Source organism: Paraburkholderia sp. BGA-UO-ETr-F21 (genome assembly GCF_059567925.1).
This window is the reverse complement of sequence record NZ_JCAQOY010000039.1, coordinates 449,485-468,188: the sequence shown is the minus strand read 5'-3', so window position 1 is coordinate 468,188 and position 18,704 is coordinate 449,485. Positions and strand designations below refer to the sequence as shown.

Below are 18,704 nucleotides of genomic sequence, written 5' to 3'. Positions count from 1 at the left end.
GCGCCGATGAATGGCGCGGATCATTGGAGTGTAATGACTGCGCGCCGGTTCATGCGATTGGGAACGCCATCTGCGGTGGGCACCAGCGGCTCTCGCTTGCCGCGGGCAGCGGTCTCTATTTTTTGGGTGGGAACGCCTTGCTTGATCAGGAATGCTGCAACCGTCTTCGCCCGCTGCATGGAGAGTTGGTCATTGAATTCCTGAGAGCCCGCCAGGTCGGTATGACCGACCACCACCAGCTGCGGCGCGGGCCAGGTCGCCAGGACAGCTTTTAGCTGTTTGACTGTGGCCGCCGACTCAGGGGCCAATTCGGTGGCGGAATCAAACAGAAAGAAGATCGTAAATGTCATGGGGCGAGGCGGCCGGGCCGCAAGCAGCTCGCCATATCGTGTCTCCACGATGGATTGGCTATCCATCGTTTTTTCTATGGCTCCGCCCTTGGTGACGTCGACGCCGGCGTAGGCCTTGTCTATTTTCTGCTCTCCCGAGGCGCTGTGAACGATGACCGCTCCGACTTTGCCATCAGGATCCGGCAATAGAATAATTTTGTCCGGCGTGCTGCACGCAGCGAGAAAAAGCAGCATGACGCATGCCGCGGCAAAGGCCAGCCCGTGCGGTCGAATTGCAGCCTTCAACGTGCCCCTCCCTTTTATTTATCGCCGACTTCGATGATGAATTCGGTGCCGCGCACGCCCAGCGTGGTAGTCGGCGTGCTGAAGCGGACCGCATCCGGATTCGCCTTCGCCAACTTCCCGGAAATCACAGCCAGGGAGCCGCGTTTGATTGAGGCGTCGAGCGCGCCTTCGTGGGTCGTGGTATTGAACGCGAATTTGTTGAGTTCGAGGATAGTATTGGCGCCGGCCGAGAGTTGGGTGGTGTCCCGCAGCGTGATACCGACCGAGGATTCCGGGCCTGTCACGATGCGATCGTTGCCGTAAACCTCGCTGCCGATGGCCGCACCCGAACTTCCTTCCGCCCGCTCGATCTTCACCGTGCCCTTAACCGTCTTGACGACGCCGGCAGCGTCGGCGGCCAGCGCATCGGCGACCGCCACGCACCCGCAGGCAAGAATCAAGGCATATTTGATGGCTCGAAGACGCATCGGCGGCACCTGATTTGCGTAAAGCTGCTTTCCGCGGGGCAGCACGGCCCCCAATGTCGACCCGGCGTTGTGAGCGTCCATTCCCCAACTTTTCGTAGCGCGGGGGCTTTTGAAGGACCTGTAGAAATACTGCTCCTGGAGCTCAGGTGGAGGCGTGTCCGCTGCACCGAACAGAATATGGCCCTGATCCAAATGGCTCTGTGCGGTTCCGCGCATATCGCAACAGACACCTCTTTGGCAGCCGACTCCAACCGGAGCGATCAATTCGTTATCGATTTTTCCACGCAGGGCGCCGATCTAAACCGTGGCTAGGCGATGCAGTGCCTACAGCACGCCTGATTGACGAGTTCCATTCGCACTGGCAGGCTCGCGACGACCGTTACTCGGAATTGCACGCCGACCGGCGTGGAACAGGATCGGGAAAGAGCGATCCGGACAGTACGCGTGTCGCTGGTCGGTGGCTGACCTGCTTCCGGTCTCACGAGGAAACCATCAAAGGCAGGACATGACGACACCTCATACAGTTAGGCTTCGATCTGCTAACCGCCGCGCAAAGCCGCGATAACCAGGCGAACCGCAAGCGATGACTGGCGCCGCGTCGCATAGTACGCGTGATGCCCAGTCAACGTAGGAAACCAGTCTTCAAGAATCCAGCAAAGTCGTCCCGCCTGGACACTCGGTTCCGCGAGCGCCTTTGGAAGGTAAGCGACCCCGAATCCTTTCAAAGCCGCGTCCAGCATCTGGTACGAGTTATTGAAAACGAGCTGGCCGCTCACTTTCACCTCCAGCCGGCGTCTGCCTTTTCTGAGCTCCCACGGCATGAGCGTGCCCTGCGTGGGCAACCTCAAATTGATGCAATTGTGGGTCGTGAGTTCGTGCGGTGCGCTCGGCGGTGGCGTTTCGCGAAGGTATTCCGGTGCCGCGACGATCGCTAGCGTTTCATCCGGCGCAATCCGTACAGCGATCATGTCCTTCTCCACCTGATCCCCCAAACGCACCCCTATGTCAAAACGCTCCGCGACAATGTCCGACAGGCCGTAGTCGTTGATCAGTTCAATGTGCAGCTCTCGATGTTCGCGCAACAACCCTTGCAGCTTGGGCCAGATGTACTGGTTCGCGGCGTAGTCTGTCGCGGAGATCCGCACCGTCCCTACCGGTCGTTCTCGAAGTTCAGCAACCGCCTGCAACTCCGCTTCGATCTCTTCAAGTTTCGGAGCAACGGAGTCGAGAAGGCGTTGACCGGCTTCTGTCGTGGAAACACTGCGAGTCGTGCGATTGAGCAGGAGCATTCCAAGCTTCGTTTCAAGCGAAGTCACCGTTCTGCTCAGAGATGACTGCGATACACCTAGTTGCGCGGCAGCGCGAGTAAAACTCCGCTCGCGTGCCACGGTTAGAAGCGCGACCAGATCATTCAGGTCCGGAGTAGGCATTTATGCACCTGTGCATGAGTGTATGCCCATTTTGCCACCTAGTCGGGAGCCGGCTGAAGAACTAAATTATCTGTCATCGCGCTCCCTGGCCGCGCGTGCATCGCGGTCACGCCCCCAAAACGTCAAAGGATCAGAACCATGACGCAAGAAGCTCAGACCATCGTCCGTAACGGCACCAAGCCGTCCATCAAAGGCCCTGAAAGCTGGTTTACCGGCGCCGTTCGTATCGACAGCCTCTTCCAGGCCGAGGCCCCGGCGCGCCTTGGCGGCGCCATCGTCACATTCGAGCCGGGCGCACGCACCTTCTGGCATACGCACCCGCTCGGGCAGACGCTGGTCGTGCTTTCAGGCGTAGGTTGGACGCAATGCGAAGGCGGCTCGCGAACTGAAATTCGCGCTGGAGACGTCGTCTCGTGTTCGTGCGGCAAGCGGCACTGGCATGGCGCTGCTGCGACAACGGCAATGTCGCATCTTGCGGTCACCGAAATGCTCGATGGCAAAAACGTCGAGTGGATGGAGCCGGTGACTGATGAGCAGTATCACGCTGGCCCGCTCGTTACTGAGTAACTTGGTGTTGTTCGTTTTTATCGTTGTGGGGAAAGCGGAATGAGCTTCATGGGACGCGCTGCACGCAGCTGCAAGTCCCCTTCCCGGTTGAGCAGTCGACAGATGCAATACCAAACTCGACATTTCGAGAACTGCCGCCTCTGGGTGTGAACCCGACCTCACACAAAGCAAGTGCGGGCAATTCTCGGAGATACCCGGGTGCCCGCTCTCGCATGAGTGAAAAATGAAACCTTCGTGGTCTCCTGCCAACGCTTCTGGATCTACATTTGCATAACGTCGATCAGTGTCTTCTCGCCCTTCTTGTAGTAGAACAACGAGATCACGCCATGTTGCAAGTCACCCTTTGAATCGAAAGCCGTTTCGCCAATGACGCCCTTGTAGTGGGTCGACGGCATTGCCGCCAAAATCTTCGCAGGGCTGGTCGAGTTTGCCCGCTTCATTGCGTCCACGATGATGTACACGGAGTCGTAAGCGTAGGGCGCGTAGATCTGAATGGGCTGCGCGAAACGCGTCTTATACTTTTCGACAAACGCTGCGCCACCCGGCATCTTCGAGAGTGCCATTCCTGCTTCGGAGCAGACAACGTTATCGGTTGCCGTGCCGGCCAATTGCGCCAGCGACTCCGTGCAGACGCCATCCCCGGCTAGAATCCGCGCGCGAATGCCGAGTTGCGCGGCTTGTTTCGCAAACGGGCCACCGGTTGCATCCTCGCCACCGTACATGATCACATCAGGATGCTCGCCTTTGATTCGGGTAAGGATGGAACGAAAATCGACTGCTTTGTCACTCGTTGCCTCGTGCGAAAGCACCGTCGCGCCTTGTGCTTTCGCACCCTTCTCGAACTGACTGGCGAGACCCTGACCATAGGAAGTCGAATCATCCACGATTGCTACGGTCCGCGCTTTCAGCACCTTGACGGCATAGTTCGCTAGCGCCGGTCCTTGCTGTGCATCGGTTCCGACCACACGGAATGCGGTCTTGTAGCCGAGCAGCGTGTAGTCCGGATTGGTCGCGCCCGGCGAAATCTGCACGATGCCTGCGTCGCTGAAGATCTTGGCGGCGGGAATGGACGTACTCGACATATCGCTGCCGACCACAGCGACCACGCCGTCATCAACCATTTTCTGCGCAACCACTGTCCCCGTCTTTGGGTCGGCCGCGTCGTCCTGCCCATCCAACTCCAACGTGACTTTCTGACCGTCAATGACCAGATGTTTTGCGTTGATCTCTTCGATCGCAAGGCGAGCGCCGTTCTCGTCGTCCTTTCCCACGTGAGCGCTCATGCCGGTCAACGGCGCGAAGTGACCTATCTTGACAACCTGATCGGCCGACGCCGTCGACGCCATCGTGGCAAACAGAAGGGTTGCGGCACTCATGGGGCTCAACTTGCGAAGCACTGCGTCCATATCAATCTCCCGTACTGGTTCATCGAACTTCTTCATTTAGTAACGTCACCGGGCAGCGCGCCTGCTTATACCTTCGCGCCAGAAGACCAGCGACATGTTCGTGTTTATACCGCCGCAATCCACTCTCTCTATTTGCATTCCTTATGTTTTAGTTTGCATTATGAGCAGATGCCTCACCCTGAAATGGGTAGAAGATCGCGTGTCTGATTCATTGCTCAATCGCGGCATCGAACTGATTCGCCCCAAGGCTTCGTCGAGTTGCAAGGCGTAGAAAAAGTATATCGACGCGCATTGATATCCAAAACGCGCAACGACCTTTGTTTCGCGCATTTTTATCGAAATAGCGCCTCGTTCCGCAACAATTTTCATTCGGCTCGCAGCCTCGCCAATTCCGCAATCAAGGTCACGCTGACAACCTCGACCTCGAGCACCCACCGCGAGCACGACTGCGCAGCGTCAGATGCTCACTTGGCTCACCGTGCATCCGGATCGGATTCGCCCCTGGCGCCATAAGAGGCTCTTCGCGTCAACGGCAAGAATTCCCGTATTCTGCTCATGATCTGCAACGGCGTTGCAAAAGGTTCAGGCATTTCGCGCAAAAAGATAAGGTTGCCCGTACTACCATTTACGCACCACGTTCAGACGCCTATCGCCTGAATGCAAATAAATGGTTTATCAGTTGCTCCGCCTCAACTATTGTCTGGATCGCCATTAAATGTTCATATCAAACGAGAATGTTCTGCACTTGCCATATCCCGATGGTCTGAAGGCCATATTGAACATAGCGTCGGCGGCGCAAAGTCGTGAGTGGCTTTCGCACTGGCAGAGCATCAACATGGCCGGGACGCGATTATGGAATCTGCCAGGGCTCGCCCAACAGCTTGGCGTCGCACAGATCAGCCTCAAGGATGAATCCACCCGCTCGCCTCTCGGTAGCTTCAAGGCGCTTGGCGCTCCCATTGCGCTGGTGCGGTTGATCATGCGTCGTTGGCCCGAACACCGGTTGACCGCAAAGGATCTGTTCGAAGGGCGTCACCGCGATCTGCTTGGACACTTCACCGTGATCAGCGCCACTGACGGCAACCACGGCAAGGCGCTGGCCGCAGCAGCACAAGCCGTTGGGTGTGAATGCGTGATCGTGATCCACGCGAACGTGAACGAGGAGCGCGAACGGGCTATCGCCCGTTTCGGCGCGCGGATCGTTCGTACCTCCGGCAATTACGACGAGTCAGTCGAGGAGGCCGCCCGGCTGGCAACGAAGAACGGGTGGAACGTGGTGTCGGATACGTCTTATGAGGGATATGAGGACATTCCGCGCGACGTGATGCAAGGCTATAGTGCCATCGCAGCAGAAGTGATCGAGCAATCAGACTCCACCGTCGACGAATGCGCATTTACCCATGTGTTCGTGCAAGGGGGAGTGGGCGGTCTCGCGGCAGGCATCGTCGGTTATCTTTGGGAGTTCCACCAACTCAACCGCCCGCGTTTTATTGTGGTCGAACCGAACCAGGCGGACTGCTTGTATCAAAGCGCGGCGGCCGGTCGAGTGACAAAGGCCACAGGATCGGTCGACTCCTTAATGGCGGGCCTCGCCTGTGGAGAAGCATCGCCAATCGCATGGAAGATCCTGCAAGCAGGCGCGGATTATTTTATGACTGTGAGCGACACCGCCGCTACAGAGGCGATGCGCGTGGCCGCAACCGGCAACGCTTGCGACGCACCGCTTCTCGTCGGCGAGTCAGGCGCCGCTGGTCTCGCTGGTCTTATTGCGCTGCTTCGACAACCCGCCTGGAAGGCCGAAGCCGGATTGAATGCCGAATCGCGCGTGCTGCTCATCAGCACCGAAGGTGCCACAGCGCCATCCGTTTACAAAGAGTGTGTTGGCGAGACGGCGGAGTCGGTTCTATCAAGGCAAGCCGCCTGGCTTAAACGTGGAGGCTGATTCACTTTCGCGCCGTCGCGCCATCTATGGGCGCGGCGGTGCCGGCAACATGGACAGCAAAACCGCAGACAGTTTTGCTCTTCGCCCGGAGGCGAATCTCAGGGTTCGACATGAACCGGAACATTCTGCCCGGTCTTTACGCGGTCCATGACCACCAGCGTCTTGAAGCGCTTTACGTTATTGTTGCCGAAGAACAGTTGTCGAGTCAGATCGTTGTACTGGTCCATATTGCGCACGACAAGTACCAACACAAAATCCCATTCGCCGGCAATGTAATAGCACTGCTGGATTTGCGGACAAGCCTCGAACGTTCGCTTCATTGAATCAAGCAGGTCGATCTGCTCGCGTTCGATCTCCACCGTCACAACAATCGTCAACGGATAGCCCACGGCCGCCGGTTCAACGACTGCGGCGTAGCGTTCTATCACGTTGTCATCGCACAAGCGCTTCAGACGCCGGTTGACGGCCGCAGTCGACAGGTTGACGCGCGCACCTAATTCATTCTGCGGAATCCGCGCATCCTTCTGTACCTCAGTGAGCAGCTTCCGGTCGTAGTCGTCGAGATGTGCGGTCATTGTTGGAGATATCCATCGTGGCGGCCCTTTCTTGCAATAAATTTGCACCCTTGGGCAAAAAAATCAAAAAATACAAACTCGACGCGAAACATATTGTATCTGGGTATTTGCCACACTAAATGGACGAAACGCTCGTAATCGATGACTCGATTGCTTCAAGTTCGTCGCTTCCCAGCGCATGTCACGCGCAAGAGACTCAACTTTGCCTGGCCATGTCGTTCAGTGCGTGCGCACTGCGGGCGTAACGCCTCGGAGCCATCCCTGACCACCGATGAAATGCTCGCGCAAACGCTTTCTCGGAGGTATAGCCAACCGTTTCCGCGATCTCGATCAGCGTGCGTTTGCCTCGCTTCAATTCGCCGCTCGCGAGATACATCCGATAGGCGGTCAGATGGCCGATTGGCGTGTCGCCGACCACGTCCATAAAACGCGCGCTGAAGCGCGAGCGCGACATGCCCGCCGCCGCCGCGAGCCCCGCGACACTCCATTCCCGACACGGCTCCCGATGAATCAGCGCCACCGCGCGTCCGATCTGAGGATCGGCTAGACCGCGCAGCCAGCCGGAATGATTCGCGGTCGACTGCAGATGCGCGCGCAGCAACTGAACGAACAGCACGTCCGAAAGCCTCGAGGCCGCGATCGCCCAGCCGGGTTGGCAGGCCATCGATTCCTGAATGAAGCTTTGCAGTGTGCTGGCGAGCCAGGGCGCCACGGCCGGATCGTCCGCGCGCACGTGGATCAACGTCTGCAACACTGAGAAAAGCGGACTGCGAATGATGTCGCGATAGACCACGATGCCCGTATAGAGCTCGCTGGTCGCGCCGCCGCCGCCCGCGGTGAATTCGAGCGGCGTATCGAAGCGTGGATAAATGCCCTTGTCGGCCATCAGCGAATCGAACGGGACCGGAGGTTCGTCGGGCGCCGATGCCATGATGTGTTCGTTGCCATGCGGCAGCAACACGAAATCCCCCGGTTTCACGTATACCGGTGGCTCGCCTTCGACCATCAGATAAAACGGACTGCCGGTGCACATGCGAAATGCGGCGCCAGACACGGCGGGTTTGCGGATCGCCCACGGCGCACTCAACGTGAACCGCCCGGTGACGACCGCGTCCGCACGCAGGTCAGCAAGAATGTCGCTCAGCAGATCTGTTGCCATAGTGATACTCCGTGGATCGCACCGTGATGCCGACTGCGCGGTGGATCCAGCGGTCAGGTCCTCGCGAAGCGCCGCGCGCTCAGAAACGCTGCTGGATGCCGGCCATCACGCCGAGCTGGTTTTGCCCCGCGCCGACCGACCCGCCCGCGGCGACGGCAGCCGCGCCGCGCGAGCTATTCGTCACGTAGCCGACCGACGTGTACACCGTGGTGCGCTTCGACAGCAGGTAATTCACGCGCCCAACGAATAACGTGGAGTCCGATGTCTCGCGCAGCAAATAACGCAGCGCCTGGGCATCAAATGATAACGCCGGTGTCGCATAGTACGAAGCGCCGAGAAAATAAATATCGGACTGGCTGTGCGCATCCGCCGACGTATTGCGGCGAATCCAGCCGCCGCCCACTTTTGCGGAACCGAACTTCGCGTACGCATCCACAATCGTGCGCGTATCGGTGTACGCCGCGCTCGATAGTGGCGCGGACGCGCCCGTGCCGCCGCGCATCACGTCATATGAAGCGGCAGCGCCGAATTGCGGCGCGTCGTACGCGAGCATCATGGTGTATTGCCGGCATGCGACCGGGTCGCCCGCCACATTGCCGGCGCAGTTGGTCGCGGACGGACCGGCGGGGCCCGCCGCGTCACGCCCGGTGCTATAAGTTCCACCCACGGTAAAGCCGTTGAACTTGCCCAGGTAACCCGCTGCATTGTCGCTGCGCGCGTTCGGCAAATAGCTGTCGAAGCTCGCCATGGAATGGATCGACGGGCCGATCACGTCCGCGTTCAACAGCACGTACATCGACATGTTCATCTGCCGGCCGAGCGTCAACGCGCCGTACGGAGAACTGACGCCGACGTTCGCCTGACGCCCGAACAGGCGTCCGCCGTAGTTGAGCGCGCCGCTATTGAGCGCAAAGCCATTTTCGAGCACGAAGAACGTCTTGTAGCCCCCGCCGAGATCCTCGGTGCCGCGCAGTCCGAAGCGCGACGGCACTTCACCCGTCAGCGAAGGCATGCCGATGACAGAACCGCCGCTCGCTGCTTTGTTGTAGTACTGGACGCCTGTGTCGACAATGCCGTACAGCGTCACGCTGCTTTGCGCCTGTGCGCCGCCGCTGGCGAATGCTGTCACTGCTGCGAGCCATGTCGCGGAGAGAACCGATCGTGTCACCTTCATTTTTCACCAAGCCTTTTATGCAGCAATGCTTATCATTGTGGGTTTGGAGTCGGTCACGACAACCGGCCTCCCCGAAAATGCGCGTCTCGAACAGCTGTGTGTTCTTATGGCCGCACATCGCGCATCGGCCGCCGGCGGTTCGACACGAACCGGCGAGCAGATGGGGGATTCTTGGCGACGCAAAAAAGCACGCCAAGGACCGTGGCTCCCGAAAAAGTATCCGATCGTCTCGTTTTGAAATTAAGCAACGGCTCCATGGCGGAGCCTGATCCGCATACGGAACAAGGGCTACAGACTCGAACGGGAGAGCGCGTCTGCGGCGGCTTTCACGCTGGCTTCGGCGGTGGCGCGCAGCGTCTCATCCGCGGAAAAAGCGCTGTTTGGGCCCGCGACGCTCAATGCCGCGACCACGATGCCCCGGCTGTCCCTGACCGCCGCCGCGCACGAATCGATGCCCGCTTCGAGGCCGGAGAAACTCCAGGCGCAGCCGTTCGCGCGCACGGTGTCGAGCGCGTCGGCCAGTGTGTCCCAGTCGGGCCGGTCCTCGTCTTCGGGATAGCTCGCGTAGAGCGCGTCGAGCGCCGCCGGCGCGAGGCCAGCGAGCATCGCGAGCCCAGGCGTCGCGCGATGTGCGGGAATCCGGCTGCCCACGCGAATCCGGCTCACGAGTGGCATGTCCGGCGTCTCGCACAGCAGATAGACGATCCGGGGTCCTTCGAGCACCGCGAGATACGCTGACAGGCCGGTTTTCTCCACCAGTCCGGGCAGTATCTGGCGCGCTCGCGCCGTCAGGTCAGAGCCGCCGAGCGCGCTCGCCGCGAGCGTCAGAAACGGCATGCCGAGACGATGTGATCCACCCTGCGGGTTCGCCTCGATCAGCTCTGCGGCCTTGAGCGACTCGAGCAGGCGCATCACCGTCACGCGGTTCACGTTGATCTGTCGCGCCACGTCGCTCAGATTAGCGGTCGAGCCACCTTCGGCGATGAACCGCAGCAAACGGAACGCGCGTTCCACCGGCGAAGCGGAATTGTCGGCGGGCTTTGGGGTGTCGGGTGTCTCTGTCATCGAGGCATGTTCAGTGGTGAGCGGCTACGCCAGTTCGCGAGCCTGTTCCGGCAGCGGTACGGTCCACGCATCGTAGCCGTACACCCAGTCGGCGTTGCCGCCGGCCTTGAGCCAATTATTGCCGCGCGACCCGATCTGGATTTGCGCCGTGCGCGACTGACGCGCCTCGGCATAGCGCGCCAGCGCCGCGCCGAGGCCGTCCGGGCCGATGTCCTTCAGTGCGCGCGAGAGCACTACGGCATCTTCGATAGCCATGCCTGCGCCTTGCGCCATGAACGGCATCATCGGATGGCAGGCGTCGCCGAGCAGCGCCATACGTTGACCGGTCCACTTCGGCAGCGGATCGCGAATATACAACGCCGACGCGAGCACGGTGTCACACGCGGCGAGCAACGCGCGGGCTTCCGGATGAAAGGCCGCATACGCCTCGCGCAACGCGTCCGGGTCGCCGGGCGTGGTCCACGATTCGTGAGTCCAGTCGGCCTGCGACGTGGTCGCGAAGATGAACACGTCGCGGCCACGGTTCAGCGGGAATGTGACGATCTGCAGATCGTCGGTCGGCCCCCACCATTTGACGAACGCGCCAAGATCGCCACCCGAGAGCCGCTCTGCCGGCACGACCGCGCGGTACGACACGATGCCGGTGAACTGCGGGCGTTCGTCGCCGAACAGGAACTTGCGCACACCCGAATGGATGCCGTCCGCGCCGATCAGCAGGTCGAATGCGTGGGTCGAGCCGTCCGCGAGCGTGACCGTCGCGCTGTTCCCGGTTTCGCCGAACGTCTCCGTGCGCTTGCCGAGGTGAAGTTCGCCGGACAATAGCGCCTGTTCGAGCGCCGCCATCACGTCCGCGCGATGCATGGTCAGTTGCGGCGCGCCGTATTTGCGTTCTGCCTCGTCCGACATGGCCAGCCGCGAGGTTTCCGCGCCGGTGTCCCACATCCGGCTGATCCGCGCGCTCGGACGCGCCGCCGTCTCGCGCAACTGCGCGCCGACGCCGAGCCCGTCGAGCGCGCGCACCGCGTTGGGCGTCAGGTTGATGTCCGCGCCGACGCGCCCGAAGCGCTCCGCCTGTTCAAACACGGTGACCTGATGCCCCGCCTTGCGCAATGCGATTGCTGCGGCCAGCCCGCCAATTCCGCCACCGATGATCCCGATCTTCAGCATGTCCATCCTCACGTTATGACGTTCTATATGTTCAATATTGAACATATAGAACGTAAATGAACAGACATTCTGAGGCGGATTGTTTTTGACAGCAAGCGGGAAAGACCAGGAAAAACCCGCCCCTCGGCGTCAGGCAAGCGGATAGCCGCGCGAGACGAACGGCAACCTTTTTGGATTTTGGAGAGGTTGTGCAACGCCGGGCCCGTCGCGAAGAATTCACACATCGCCGGCAGTGCATGGCTCATGCGCCAAGCCGCGTTTCCAACGTTCGAGGACACAGGACATGTTGAGTCAGGAAAAAAACAATCTACTCACCCAGGTGGGTCCGGGCACGCCGATGGGCGACTACTTGCGCCGCTACTGGCACCCGGTCGCGGGCGTCAGCGAGTTCGATCAGAAATCGGTGCGACCGATCCGGTTGTTCGGCGAGGACCTCGTGCTCTTCAAGGACCTGAGCGGCACGTTCGGCCTCGTGCAGCGCCGTTGCCCGCATCGCAACGCCGATCTCGCGTTCGGTTTCGTCGAGCAATGCGGCTTGCGCTGCGCGTATCACGGCTGGGAATTCGATGCGAGCGGCCAATGCACGCACCAGCCGTATGAAGAGATCGTGGACGTCGACGCGCGGCTGCGTCAGAAGACAAAGATCACCGCGTACGAAGTGCGCGCGAAGGCCGGCATGATCTGGGCCTACATGGGCCCCGCGCCCGCGCCGGAATTGCCGGACTGGGAGCCGTTCAACTACACGAATGGCTTCGCGCAGGTCGTGATGGCGGAGGTTCCGTGCAACTGGTTTCAGTGCCAGGAGAATTCGATCGACCCGATCCACTTCGAATGGACGCACAACAACTGGACCGAGCGGCAACAGGACAGCCAGTCCGAACACGTGCCGACGCACTTGCGCACGCTGTACGAGGAGTTCGATTACGGCTTCATCTACAAACGTCTGCGCGCGCACGAAAACGAGGAGAACCCGATGTGGACCACGGGCCGCGTGACTCTGTGGCCGAACGGCTTTTACCTTGGACACCATTTCGAATGGCGCGTGCCTATCGACGATGAAAACACGTTGAGCCTGCTGTGGGTATTCAACAAGGTGCCGAAAGAACAGGAGCCCTATGTTCAGCAACACATTCCTTCGTGGTATGGGCCAGTGCGCGACGAAAACGGCGAGTGGATCACGAGCCACGTGGCCAATCAGGACTTCGCCGCATGGGTCGGCCAGGGCGCGATCACCGACCGCACCAAAGAGACGCTGGGCGCGAGCGATCGCGGCATTGTGATGTTGCGCCGGCGCTTCTTCGAGGAACTCGAAGCGGTGGCCGAGGGCAAGACGCCGAAGGGTTTGATTACCGACAGCGCCGCGAATCACAACGTCTATTTGCCGTCGGCGTGCCGCGACGAAATGCTGAACGGCATGACGCGCGAAGCGCTCGCCGCGCATCCGCTGCTCGGCGCCTATCTGCGCGATTTCATCGGACAGTACGGACAACCCGAAGAAGTTCGGGAAGCGTATGAGGCGGCGATCGGACAGAAGGTCAATCGCGCGCGCTTTTTCTCGGTGCACGGTGCGCGTCAGAAAGACGAGCGCGAAACCGAGACGTCCTGATTGCGCGGCGCAGTCATCTATCGAGAGTATGAACACATGGACGAACAATCAGTTGCCGGCGGCGCGGCGCGCCCTGGCGCGAGCCTCAGTGCACGGGTTCGCACGATCCGCCATGAAGCCGCGCGGGTTCTGAGTATCGAATTCGTACCGGTGGAAGGCACCGTGTTTCCGCCTTTCACACCGGGTGCGCATATCGATCTGCATTTGCCGAACGGCATCACGCGCAGCTATTCGCTCGTCAACTCGCCGGACGAAAGCGCTCGCTATGTAATCGGCGTGCTGGACGATGCAAAGAGTCGCGGCGGTTCGCGCTACGTGCATGAGCAATTGCGTTGCGGCACGACGATCCAGATCGGCAAGCCGCGCAACAACTTCGCGCTCGATGAACAGGCAAGTGGGACCGTGCTGGTTGCGGGCGGCATCGGCATCACGCCGATGCTGTGCATGTACCGCCGTTTGCGTCAGACGCGCAAGAACGCGTGTCTCGTGTATTGCGCGCGCACTCGTGCGCAAGCGGCGTTTCTCGACGAACTGGCGGCGCTGCGCGGCGACGTGATTCTGCATTTCGACGACGAACACGACGGACGCCCATTCGATCTCGCCGCATTCCTCGCGCAACAACCGGCTGGCGTTCACGCCTACTGTTGCGGACCGGGCGCGATGCTGAGCGCGTTCGAAGCGGGCTGCGCCGTTGCCGGCATTCGCAACGTGCATATCGAGCGCTTTGCCGCGAGCCTTCCTGCCGCCGATACGCAGCAGTCCGGCTACACGGTGACGCTCGCGCGCAGCGGCAGAGAGCTCGTCGTACCGGCTGGCAAAGCGCTGCTGGACGTGTTGCTAGAGGCCGGCGTCGATGTCGAATACAGCTGCCGCGAAGGACTGTGCGGCGCATGCGAAACCCGCGTGCTGAGTGGTTGCCCGGACCACCACGATTCCGTACTGACGCAATCCGAGCGAGCCGCCGGCAAGGTAATGATGATCTGCGTCTCCCGCGCGAAGAGTGAATCGCTGACCCTCGACCTGGCCTGAATTTCATCTAAAGCCGCGTTCTTCCCCGCAGTATCCCTTTCGAGGACATGATGGAAATCTCAAGCACAATGAAACAGAACGACGCTGACGTCGTCACGCGCGCAAGCGGTCTGCATGACGCGGCGACCATCTCGGCGAGAATCGAACGTTTGCCGCTCACACGCTGGCATACACGGGTGCTGGGAGTCATCGGCTTCGTCCACATGACCGATGCGTTCGACGCGTTGACGATCGCTTTCGTCATGCCGGTGCTGATCGGCCTGTGGCATTTGACGCCCGCGGACGCGGGTTGGCTGGTCTCGGGCGGCTATGTCGGCCAGACCATCGGCGCGCTGTTTTTCAGCGCCGCCGCCGAACGCTTTGGGCGCTTGCGCGTGCTGCGCTGGATTCTCGTGATTCTGGCGCTGGGCAGTCTCGCATCGGCGTATGCGCCCAGCTATGCGGTATTTATCGCGTTGCGGTTCTTCCAGGGCATTGGGCTCGGTGGCGAGTCGCCCGTCTCGGCCACTTACATGAACGAACTGTGCCCCGCGAAAACACGCGGCCGGTTGATCTTCATTCTTCAATCGACGTTTGCGGTCGGTAATCTGATTGCCGCGATTGCCGCGATGTGGCTGATTCCCACCTATGGATGGCAGGCGATGTTCGTGGTCGGCGCGCTACCTATCGTGCTCGCGGCGATCCTGCCGCGCACCGCGCCTGAATCGCCGCGCTGGCTTGCGATCAACGGACGCGCTGCCGAAGCAAATCAGATCGTCGAACGCATCGAACAATCCATGCCCGCTTCCGACTATGCGCGCCTGCCCGCTTTGCAAATTGTCGAAACCCAACCCGACGGAAAGAAGGAGTCGTTTCGCGCCTTATTCAAGGCTGGTTTTGCGGCGCGCACGTTGGTGGTGTGGGTGATGGCCTGCTGCGCGAGTCTGACGACGTACGGCATTCTGGTCTGGCTGCCGTCGCTGTACCGGACGGTTTATCACTTGCCGCTCAATGTCGCATTGCGCTATGGAATGGTGAGCATGATCGCGACGTTCATCGGCACGGTGATCGGCGTATTCGTGATCGACTATCTCGGTCGCAGAAAGACTTTCGCCATCGCCTTTCTCGGCGCGGCGCTCCCGATGCTCTATCTCGCCTTCAGCGGTGCGCGCGTACCCGCCGAACAGGTATTGGTCCTGGCGTCGATCAGCGTTGCCATGATTGCGATCGTCCAGTGCGGAGTCTATGTCTATGCGCCCGAAGTGTATCCGACCCGAAGCCGCGCCAGCGGCGCCGGGGCTGCGTCCGCCATCACAAGGCTTTCGTCGGTGGTCGGTCCGGTCATTATCGGCGGACTGCTGACGTATCTGAGCGTTGAAGCGGTATTTGGCTATTTCGCCATCGTCTCGGTGCTCGGGTCGATTGTGGTCGGCGCCTTCGCGATGGAAACGGGCGGCCGCATGCTCGACGAGATTTCAAAATAGGCGTCGGCCGTTTCGGTCGCTCTCCGGCGCCGCAAAAAAATGGCGCCGCAGGCCTTTCAGCCTGCGGCGCCACTCTGCAGGGCTACGACCAGAACAACACGTCGTAGCCCGACAGCACGCTTACATCTGCACGGTGTCGGCCACTTCCTTGAAGTCTTCGATCTGGTCGAAGTTCATGTATTGGTAAATCTTGTCGCCATTGGCGGTGAGCACGCCCATGTCTGCCATGTACTCTTCCTTGCTCGGGATTTTGCCCAGACGCGAGCAGATCGCCGCCAGTTCCGCCGAGCCGAGATACACGTTCGTGTTCTTGCCCAGACGGTTCGGGAAGTTACGGGTCGAGGTCGACATGACCGTCGCACCTTCGCGCACCTGAGCCTGGTTGCCCATGCACAGCGAGCAGCCCGGCATTTCGGTACGGGCGCCGGCTGTACCGAAGACGCCGTAGTGGCCTTCCTCGGTCAACTGCTTCTGGTCCATCTTGGTCGGCGGGGCCACCCACAGCTTGACGGGGATGTCGCGCTTACCTTCAAGCAGCTTCGACGCGGCACGGAAGTGACCGATGTTGGTCATGCACGAGCCGATGAACACTTCGTCGATTTTGGCACCGGCCACGTCCGAGAGTGTCTTCACGTCGTCCGGATCATTCGGGCAGGCCACGATCGGCTCGTGGATGTCGGCGAGATCGATCTCGATGACGGCTGCGTACTCGGCGTCGGCGTCCGGCGACAGCAGTTGCGGGTCAGCCAGCCACTGTTCCATTGCCTTGATACGGCGCTGCAGGCTGCGCGGGTCCTGGTAGCCCTCGGCGATCATCCACTTCAGCAGCGTGACGTTGCTGTTGAGGTATTCGATGATCGGTTCCTTGTTCAGGTGGACCGTGCAACCGGCGGCCGAGCGCTCTGCGGAAGCATCCGACAATTCGAACGCTTGCTCGACCTTCAGTTCGGGCAGGCCTTCGATTTCGAGAATCCGGCCCGAGAAGATGTTCTTCTTGCCTTGCTTGGCCACCGTCAGCATGCCTTGCTTGATGGCGTAGAGCGGAATCGCGTTGACCAGATCGCGCAGGGTCACACCCGGCTGCATTTTGCCCTTGAAGCGGACCAGCACCGATTCCGGCATGTCCAGCGGCATCGTGCCGGTGGCGGCGGCAAACGCGACCAGACCCGAACCGGCCGGGAAGCTGATACCGATCGGGAAGCGCGTGTGCGAGTCGCCGCCGGTGCCCACGGTGTCGGGCAACAGCATGCGGTTCAGCCACGAGTGGATCACGCCGTCACCCGGGCGCAGCGCGATGCCGCCACGGGTGCTGATGAAGTTCGGCAGGGTGTGATGGGTCTTGACGTCCACCGGCTTCGGATAAGCCGCGGTGTGGCAGAACGACTGCATGACGAGGTCGGCAGAAAAGCCCAGGCACGCCAGGTCCTTGAGTTCGTCGCGGGTCATGGGGCCCGTGGTGTCCTGCGAGCCGACCGAGGTCATTTTCGGTTCGCAGTACGCGCCCGGACGGACGCCCTGGCCTTCCGGCAGGCCGCAGGCGCGGCCGACCATCTTCTGGGCCAGCGAGAAGCCCTTGCCGCTGTTGACCGGCTGCTGCGGCAGGCGGAACAGGGTTGACGGGGGCAAGCCCAGCGCTTCACGCGCCTTGCCGGTCAATCCACGGCCGATGATCAGCGGAATGCGGCCGCCGGCGCGCACTTCATCGAACAGCACGTCGGACTTGACCTGAAACTCGGCGATCACTTCGCCGTTCTTCAGCGCTTTGCCTTCGTACGGGCGCAGTTCGACCACGTCGCCCATTTCCATCTTCGACACATCGAGTTCGATCGGCAGAGCGCCGGCGTCTTCCATGGTGTTGTAGAAGATCGGGGCGATCTTGCCGCCCAGGCACACGCCGCCGAAACGCTTGTTCGGGATGAAGGGAATGTCTTCGCCCGTGAACCACAGCACCGAGTTGGTGGCCGACTTGCGCGAGGAGCCGGTGCCGACCACGTCGCCCACGTACGCGACCAGGTGACCCTTTTCCTTCAGCGACTCGATGAACTTGATCGGGCCACGCTTGCCGTCTTCTTCCGGCGTGATACCGGGACGCGCGTTCTTCAGCATGGCTAGCGCGTGCAGCGGGATGTCCGGGCGGGTGGTGGCATCCGGCGCCGGCGACAGGTCGTCGGTATTGGTTTCGCCCGTCACCTTGAAGACGGTGATGGTCAGGCTTTGCGGCACTTCCGGACGGCTGGTGAACCATTCGGCCTCGGCCCAGCTTTGCATCACGGCTTGGGCGTGCGCGTTGCCCTTGTCGGCCAGTTCCTTGACGTCGTGGAACTGGTCGAACATCAGGAGGGTTTTCTTCAGCGCGTCGGCGGCTACGGCTGCCACTTCGGCGTCGGACAGCAGCTCGATCAGCGGCTGGATGTTGTAGCCGCCCAGCATCGTGCCCAGCAGTTCGGTGGCGCGGGCGCGCGAAATCAGTGCGCAGGCGGTCTGGCCTTTGGCCACGGCGGCGAGGAAACCTGCCTTCACGCGGGCCGCTTCGTCCACGCCGGCGGGCACGCGGTGGGTGAGCAGGTCGAGCAGGGTCTGCTCTTCACCGGCCGGCGGATTCGCCAGAAGCTCGACCAACTCGGCGGTCTGCTGGGCCGTCAGCGGCAGGGGAGGAATGCCGAGCGCGGCGCGTGCGGCCGCGTGAACACGATAGTTTTCAAGCATGGGAAACCTGCTGGTATTTGCGTTTCAGGGGATAGCTTGCAAGGCACGCCGAGACTGTGCCGGGCACTGTTTTCAACGCGATTTTAATAGGATCCGGCGGCAAGGTCAAATGTCTTATGTCTTATATAAGAGTTGAAAACGCGGGCAGCAGGGAGACGATGGCGGCGGAGCCGCCGAATGGACTGTCAAAACGCCGGTTGCGCGACGGCAGCATGCAACCACTCCGGCCCATCCATGGACACAGACACAATCAGCATCATGAATGCGCTCAAGATGCTCCGCCAATTGCGGCACCGCCTCAATCCGCTCCGCA

At 60.9% G+C, this 18,704-nt stretch carries 15 protein-coding genes; 5 read left to right on the top strand and 10 right to left on the bottom strand.

Annotated elements, in window-relative coordinates:
- Positions 1-20: 20 nt before the first annotated feature.
- The 3 genes from AC57B1_RS31565 to AC57B1_RS31555 all read right to left on the bottom strand — a co-directional run bounded on the left by AC57B1_RS31565 (position 21) and on the right by AC57B1_RS31555 (position 2,532).
- Positions 21-635 carry an OmpA family protein gene (locus AC57B1_RS31565; RefSeq protein ID WP_408342089.1) on the bottom strand — a complete coding sequence of 205 codons (615 nt, stop codon included), beginning with the start codon at positions 633-635 and terminating at the stop codon, positions 21-23.
- 14 nt (positions 636-649) lie between these two features.
- Complete coding sequence (locus AC57B1_RS31560) at positions 650-1,183, bottom strand: FecR family protein (protein WP_496419670.1); 534 nt, start codon at positions 1,181-1,183, stop codon at positions 650-652.
- 458 nt (positions 1,184-1,641) lie between these two features.
- Complete coding sequence (locus AC57B1_RS31555; RefSeq protein ID WP_496419669.1) at positions 1,642-2,532, bottom strand: LysR family transcriptional regulator; 891 nt, start codon at positions 2,530-2,532, stop codon at positions 1,642-1,644.
- A gap of 138 nt (positions 2,533-2,670) precedes the next feature.
- On the opposite strand from AC57B1_RS31555, the gene AC57B1_RS31550 reads away from it, so the two are divergent.
- The gene (locus AC57B1_RS31550) at positions 2,671-3,099 is read left to right on the top strand and encodes a (R)-mandelonitrile lyase (RefSeq protein ID WP_091806555.1); all 429 of its coding nucleotides are present in this window, start codon (positions 2,671-2,673) and stop codon (positions 3,097-3,099) included.
- A gap of 260 nt (positions 3,100-3,359) precedes the next feature.
- On the opposite strand, the gene AC57B1_RS31545 is transcribed toward AC57B1_RS31550, so the two are convergent.
- Positions 3,360-4,505 carry a branched-chain amino acid ABC transporter substrate-binding protein gene (locus AC57B1_RS31545; RefSeq protein ID WP_496419668.1) on the bottom strand — a complete coding sequence of 382 codons (1,146 nt, stop codon included), beginning with the start codon at positions 4,503-4,505 and terminating at the stop codon, positions 3,360-3,362.
- A 715-nt stretch (positions 4,506-5,220) separates the two neighbouring features.
- On the opposite strand from AC57B1_RS31545, the gene AC57B1_RS31540 reads away from it, so the two are divergent.
- Positions 5,221-6,447, top strand: coding sequence for a diaminopropionate ammonia-lyase (locus AC57B1_RS31540; protein ID WP_496419667.1), 1,227 nt, complete (start codon positions 5,221-5,223; stop codon positions 6,445-6,447).
- Between the two features lie 98 nt (positions 6,448-6,545).
- Here the strand turns inward: AC57B1_RS31540 and AC57B1_RS31535 are convergent, their stop codons facing one another.
- The 5 genes from AC57B1_RS31535 to AC57B1_RS31515 form a co-directional block, all read right to left on the bottom strand.
- A complete protein-coding gene (locus AC57B1_RS31535) occupies positions 6,546-7,022 on the bottom strand; it encodes an Lrp/AsnC family transcriptional regulator (protein WP_408342071.1) in 477 nt (158 codons plus the stop codon).
- Between the two features lie 196 nt (positions 7,023-7,218).
- A complete protein-coding gene (locus AC57B1_RS31530; protein ID WP_408483064.1) occupies positions 7,219-8,181 on the bottom strand; it encodes an AraC family transcriptional regulator in 963 nt (320 codons plus the stop codon).
- A 79-nt stretch (positions 8,182-8,260) separates the two neighbouring features.
- Positions 8,261-9,355 (bottom strand): porin, encoded by a 1,095-nt coding sequence (locus tag AC57B1_RS31525; RefSeq protein WP_496419666.1) that lies wholly within the window; start codon positions 9,353-9,355, stop codon positions 8,261-8,263.
- A gap of 288 nt (positions 9,356-9,643) precedes the next feature.
- A complete protein-coding gene (locus AC57B1_RS31520; RefSeq protein WP_408342065.1) occupies positions 9,644-10,420 on the bottom strand; it encodes an IclR family transcriptional regulator in 777 nt (258 codons plus the stop codon).
- A 24-nt stretch (positions 10,421-10,444) separates the two neighbouring features.
- A complete protein-coding gene (locus AC57B1_RS31515; protein WP_496419665.1) occupies positions 10,445-11,587 on the bottom strand; it encodes an FAD-dependent monooxygenase in 1,143 nt (380 codons plus the stop codon).
- 283 nt (positions 11,588-11,870) lie between these two features.
- On the opposite strand from AC57B1_RS31515, the gene AC57B1_RS31510 reads away from it, so the two are divergent.
- The 3 genes from AC57B1_RS31510 to AC57B1_RS31500 all read left to right on the top strand — a co-directional run bounded on the left by AC57B1_RS31510 (position 11,871) and on the right by AC57B1_RS31500 (position 15,685).
- Positions 11,871-13,193 (top strand): aromatic ring-hydroxylating oxygenase subunit alpha, encoded by a 1,323-nt coding sequence (locus tag AC57B1_RS31510; RefSeq protein WP_091806544.1) that lies wholly within the window; start codon positions 11,871-11,873, stop codon positions 13,191-13,193.
- 36 nt (positions 13,194-13,229) lie between these two features.
- Positions 13,230-14,222 carry a PDR/VanB family oxidoreductase gene (locus AC57B1_RS31505; RefSeq protein WP_408342061.1) on the top strand — a complete coding sequence of 331 codons (993 nt, stop codon included), beginning with the start codon at positions 13,230-13,232 and terminating at the stop codon, positions 14,220-14,222.
- 68 nt (positions 14,223-14,290) lie between these two features.
- A complete protein-coding gene (locus AC57B1_RS31500) occupies positions 14,291-15,685 on the top strand; it encodes an MFS transporter (protein ID WP_496419664.1) in 1,395 nt (464 codons plus the stop codon).
- A 120-nt stretch (positions 15,686-15,805) separates the two neighbouring features.
- On the opposite strand, the gene acnB is transcribed toward AC57B1_RS31500, so the two are convergent.
- Positions 15,806-18,391 carry a bifunctional aconitate hydratase 2/2-methylisocitrate dehydratase gene (acnB, locus tag AC57B1_RS31495; RefSeq protein WP_408342057.1) on the bottom strand — a complete coding sequence of 862 codons (2,586 nt, stop codon included), beginning with the start codon at positions 18,389-18,391 and terminating at the stop codon, positions 15,806-15,808.
- Between the last annotated feature and the right edge of the window lie 313 nt (positions 18,392-18,704).

Coding starts and splice junctions, on each gene's coding strand:
- AC57B1_RS31550 (WP_091806555.1), top strand. CDS start 2,671: ATGACGCAAGAAGCTCAGACCATCGTCCGTAACGGCACCAAGCCGTCC.
- AC57B1_RS31515 (WP_496419665.1), bottom strand. CDS start 11,587: ATGCTGAAGATCGGGATCATCGGTGGCGGAATTGGCGGGCTGGCCGCA.
- AC57B1_RS31560 (WP_496419670.1), bottom strand. CDS start 1,183: ATGGACGCTCACAACGCCGGGTCGACATTGGGGGCCGTGCTGCCCCGC.
- AC57B1_RS31540 (WP_496419667.1), top strand. CDS start 5,221: ATGTTCATATCAAACGAGAATGTTCTGCACTTGCCATATCCCGATGGT.
- acnB (WP_408342057.1), bottom strand. CDS start 18,391: ATGCTTGAAAACTATCGTGTTCACGCGGCCGCACGCGCCGCGCTCGGC.
- AC57B1_RS31525 (WP_496419666.1), bottom strand. CDS start 9,355: ATGAAGGTGACACGATCGGTTCTCTCCGCGACATGGCTCGCAGCAGTG.
- AC57B1_RS31555 (WP_496419669.1), bottom strand. CDS start 2,532: ATGCCTACTCCGGACCTGAATGATCTGGTCGCGCTTCTAACCGTGGCA.
- AC57B1_RS31505 (WP_408342061.1), top strand. CDS start 13,230: ATGGACGAACAATCAGTTGCCGGCGGCGCGGCGCGCCCTGGCGCGAGC.
- AC57B1_RS31510 (WP_091806544.1), top strand. CDS start 11,871: ATGTTGAGTCAGGAAAAAAACAATCTACTCACCCAGGTGGGTCCGGGC.
- AC57B1_RS31535 (WP_408342071.1), bottom strand. CDS start 7,022: ATGACCGCACATCTCGACGACTACGACCGGAAGCTGCTCACTGAGGTA.
- AC57B1_RS31530 (WP_408483064.1), bottom strand. CDS start 8,181: ATGGCAACAGATCTGCTGAGCGACATTCTTGCTGACCTGCGTGCGGAC.
- AC57B1_RS31500 (WP_496419664.1), top strand. CDS start 14,291: ATGAAACAGAACGACGCTGACGTCGTCACGCGCGCAAGCGGTCTGCAT.
- AC57B1_RS31520 (WP_408342065.1), bottom strand. CDS start 10,420: ATGACAGAGACACCCGACACCCCAAAGCCCGCCGACAATTCCGCTTCG.
- AC57B1_RS31545 (WP_496419668.1), bottom strand. CDS start 4,505: ATGGACGCAGTGCTTCGCAAGTTGAGCCCCATGAGTGCCGCAACCCTT.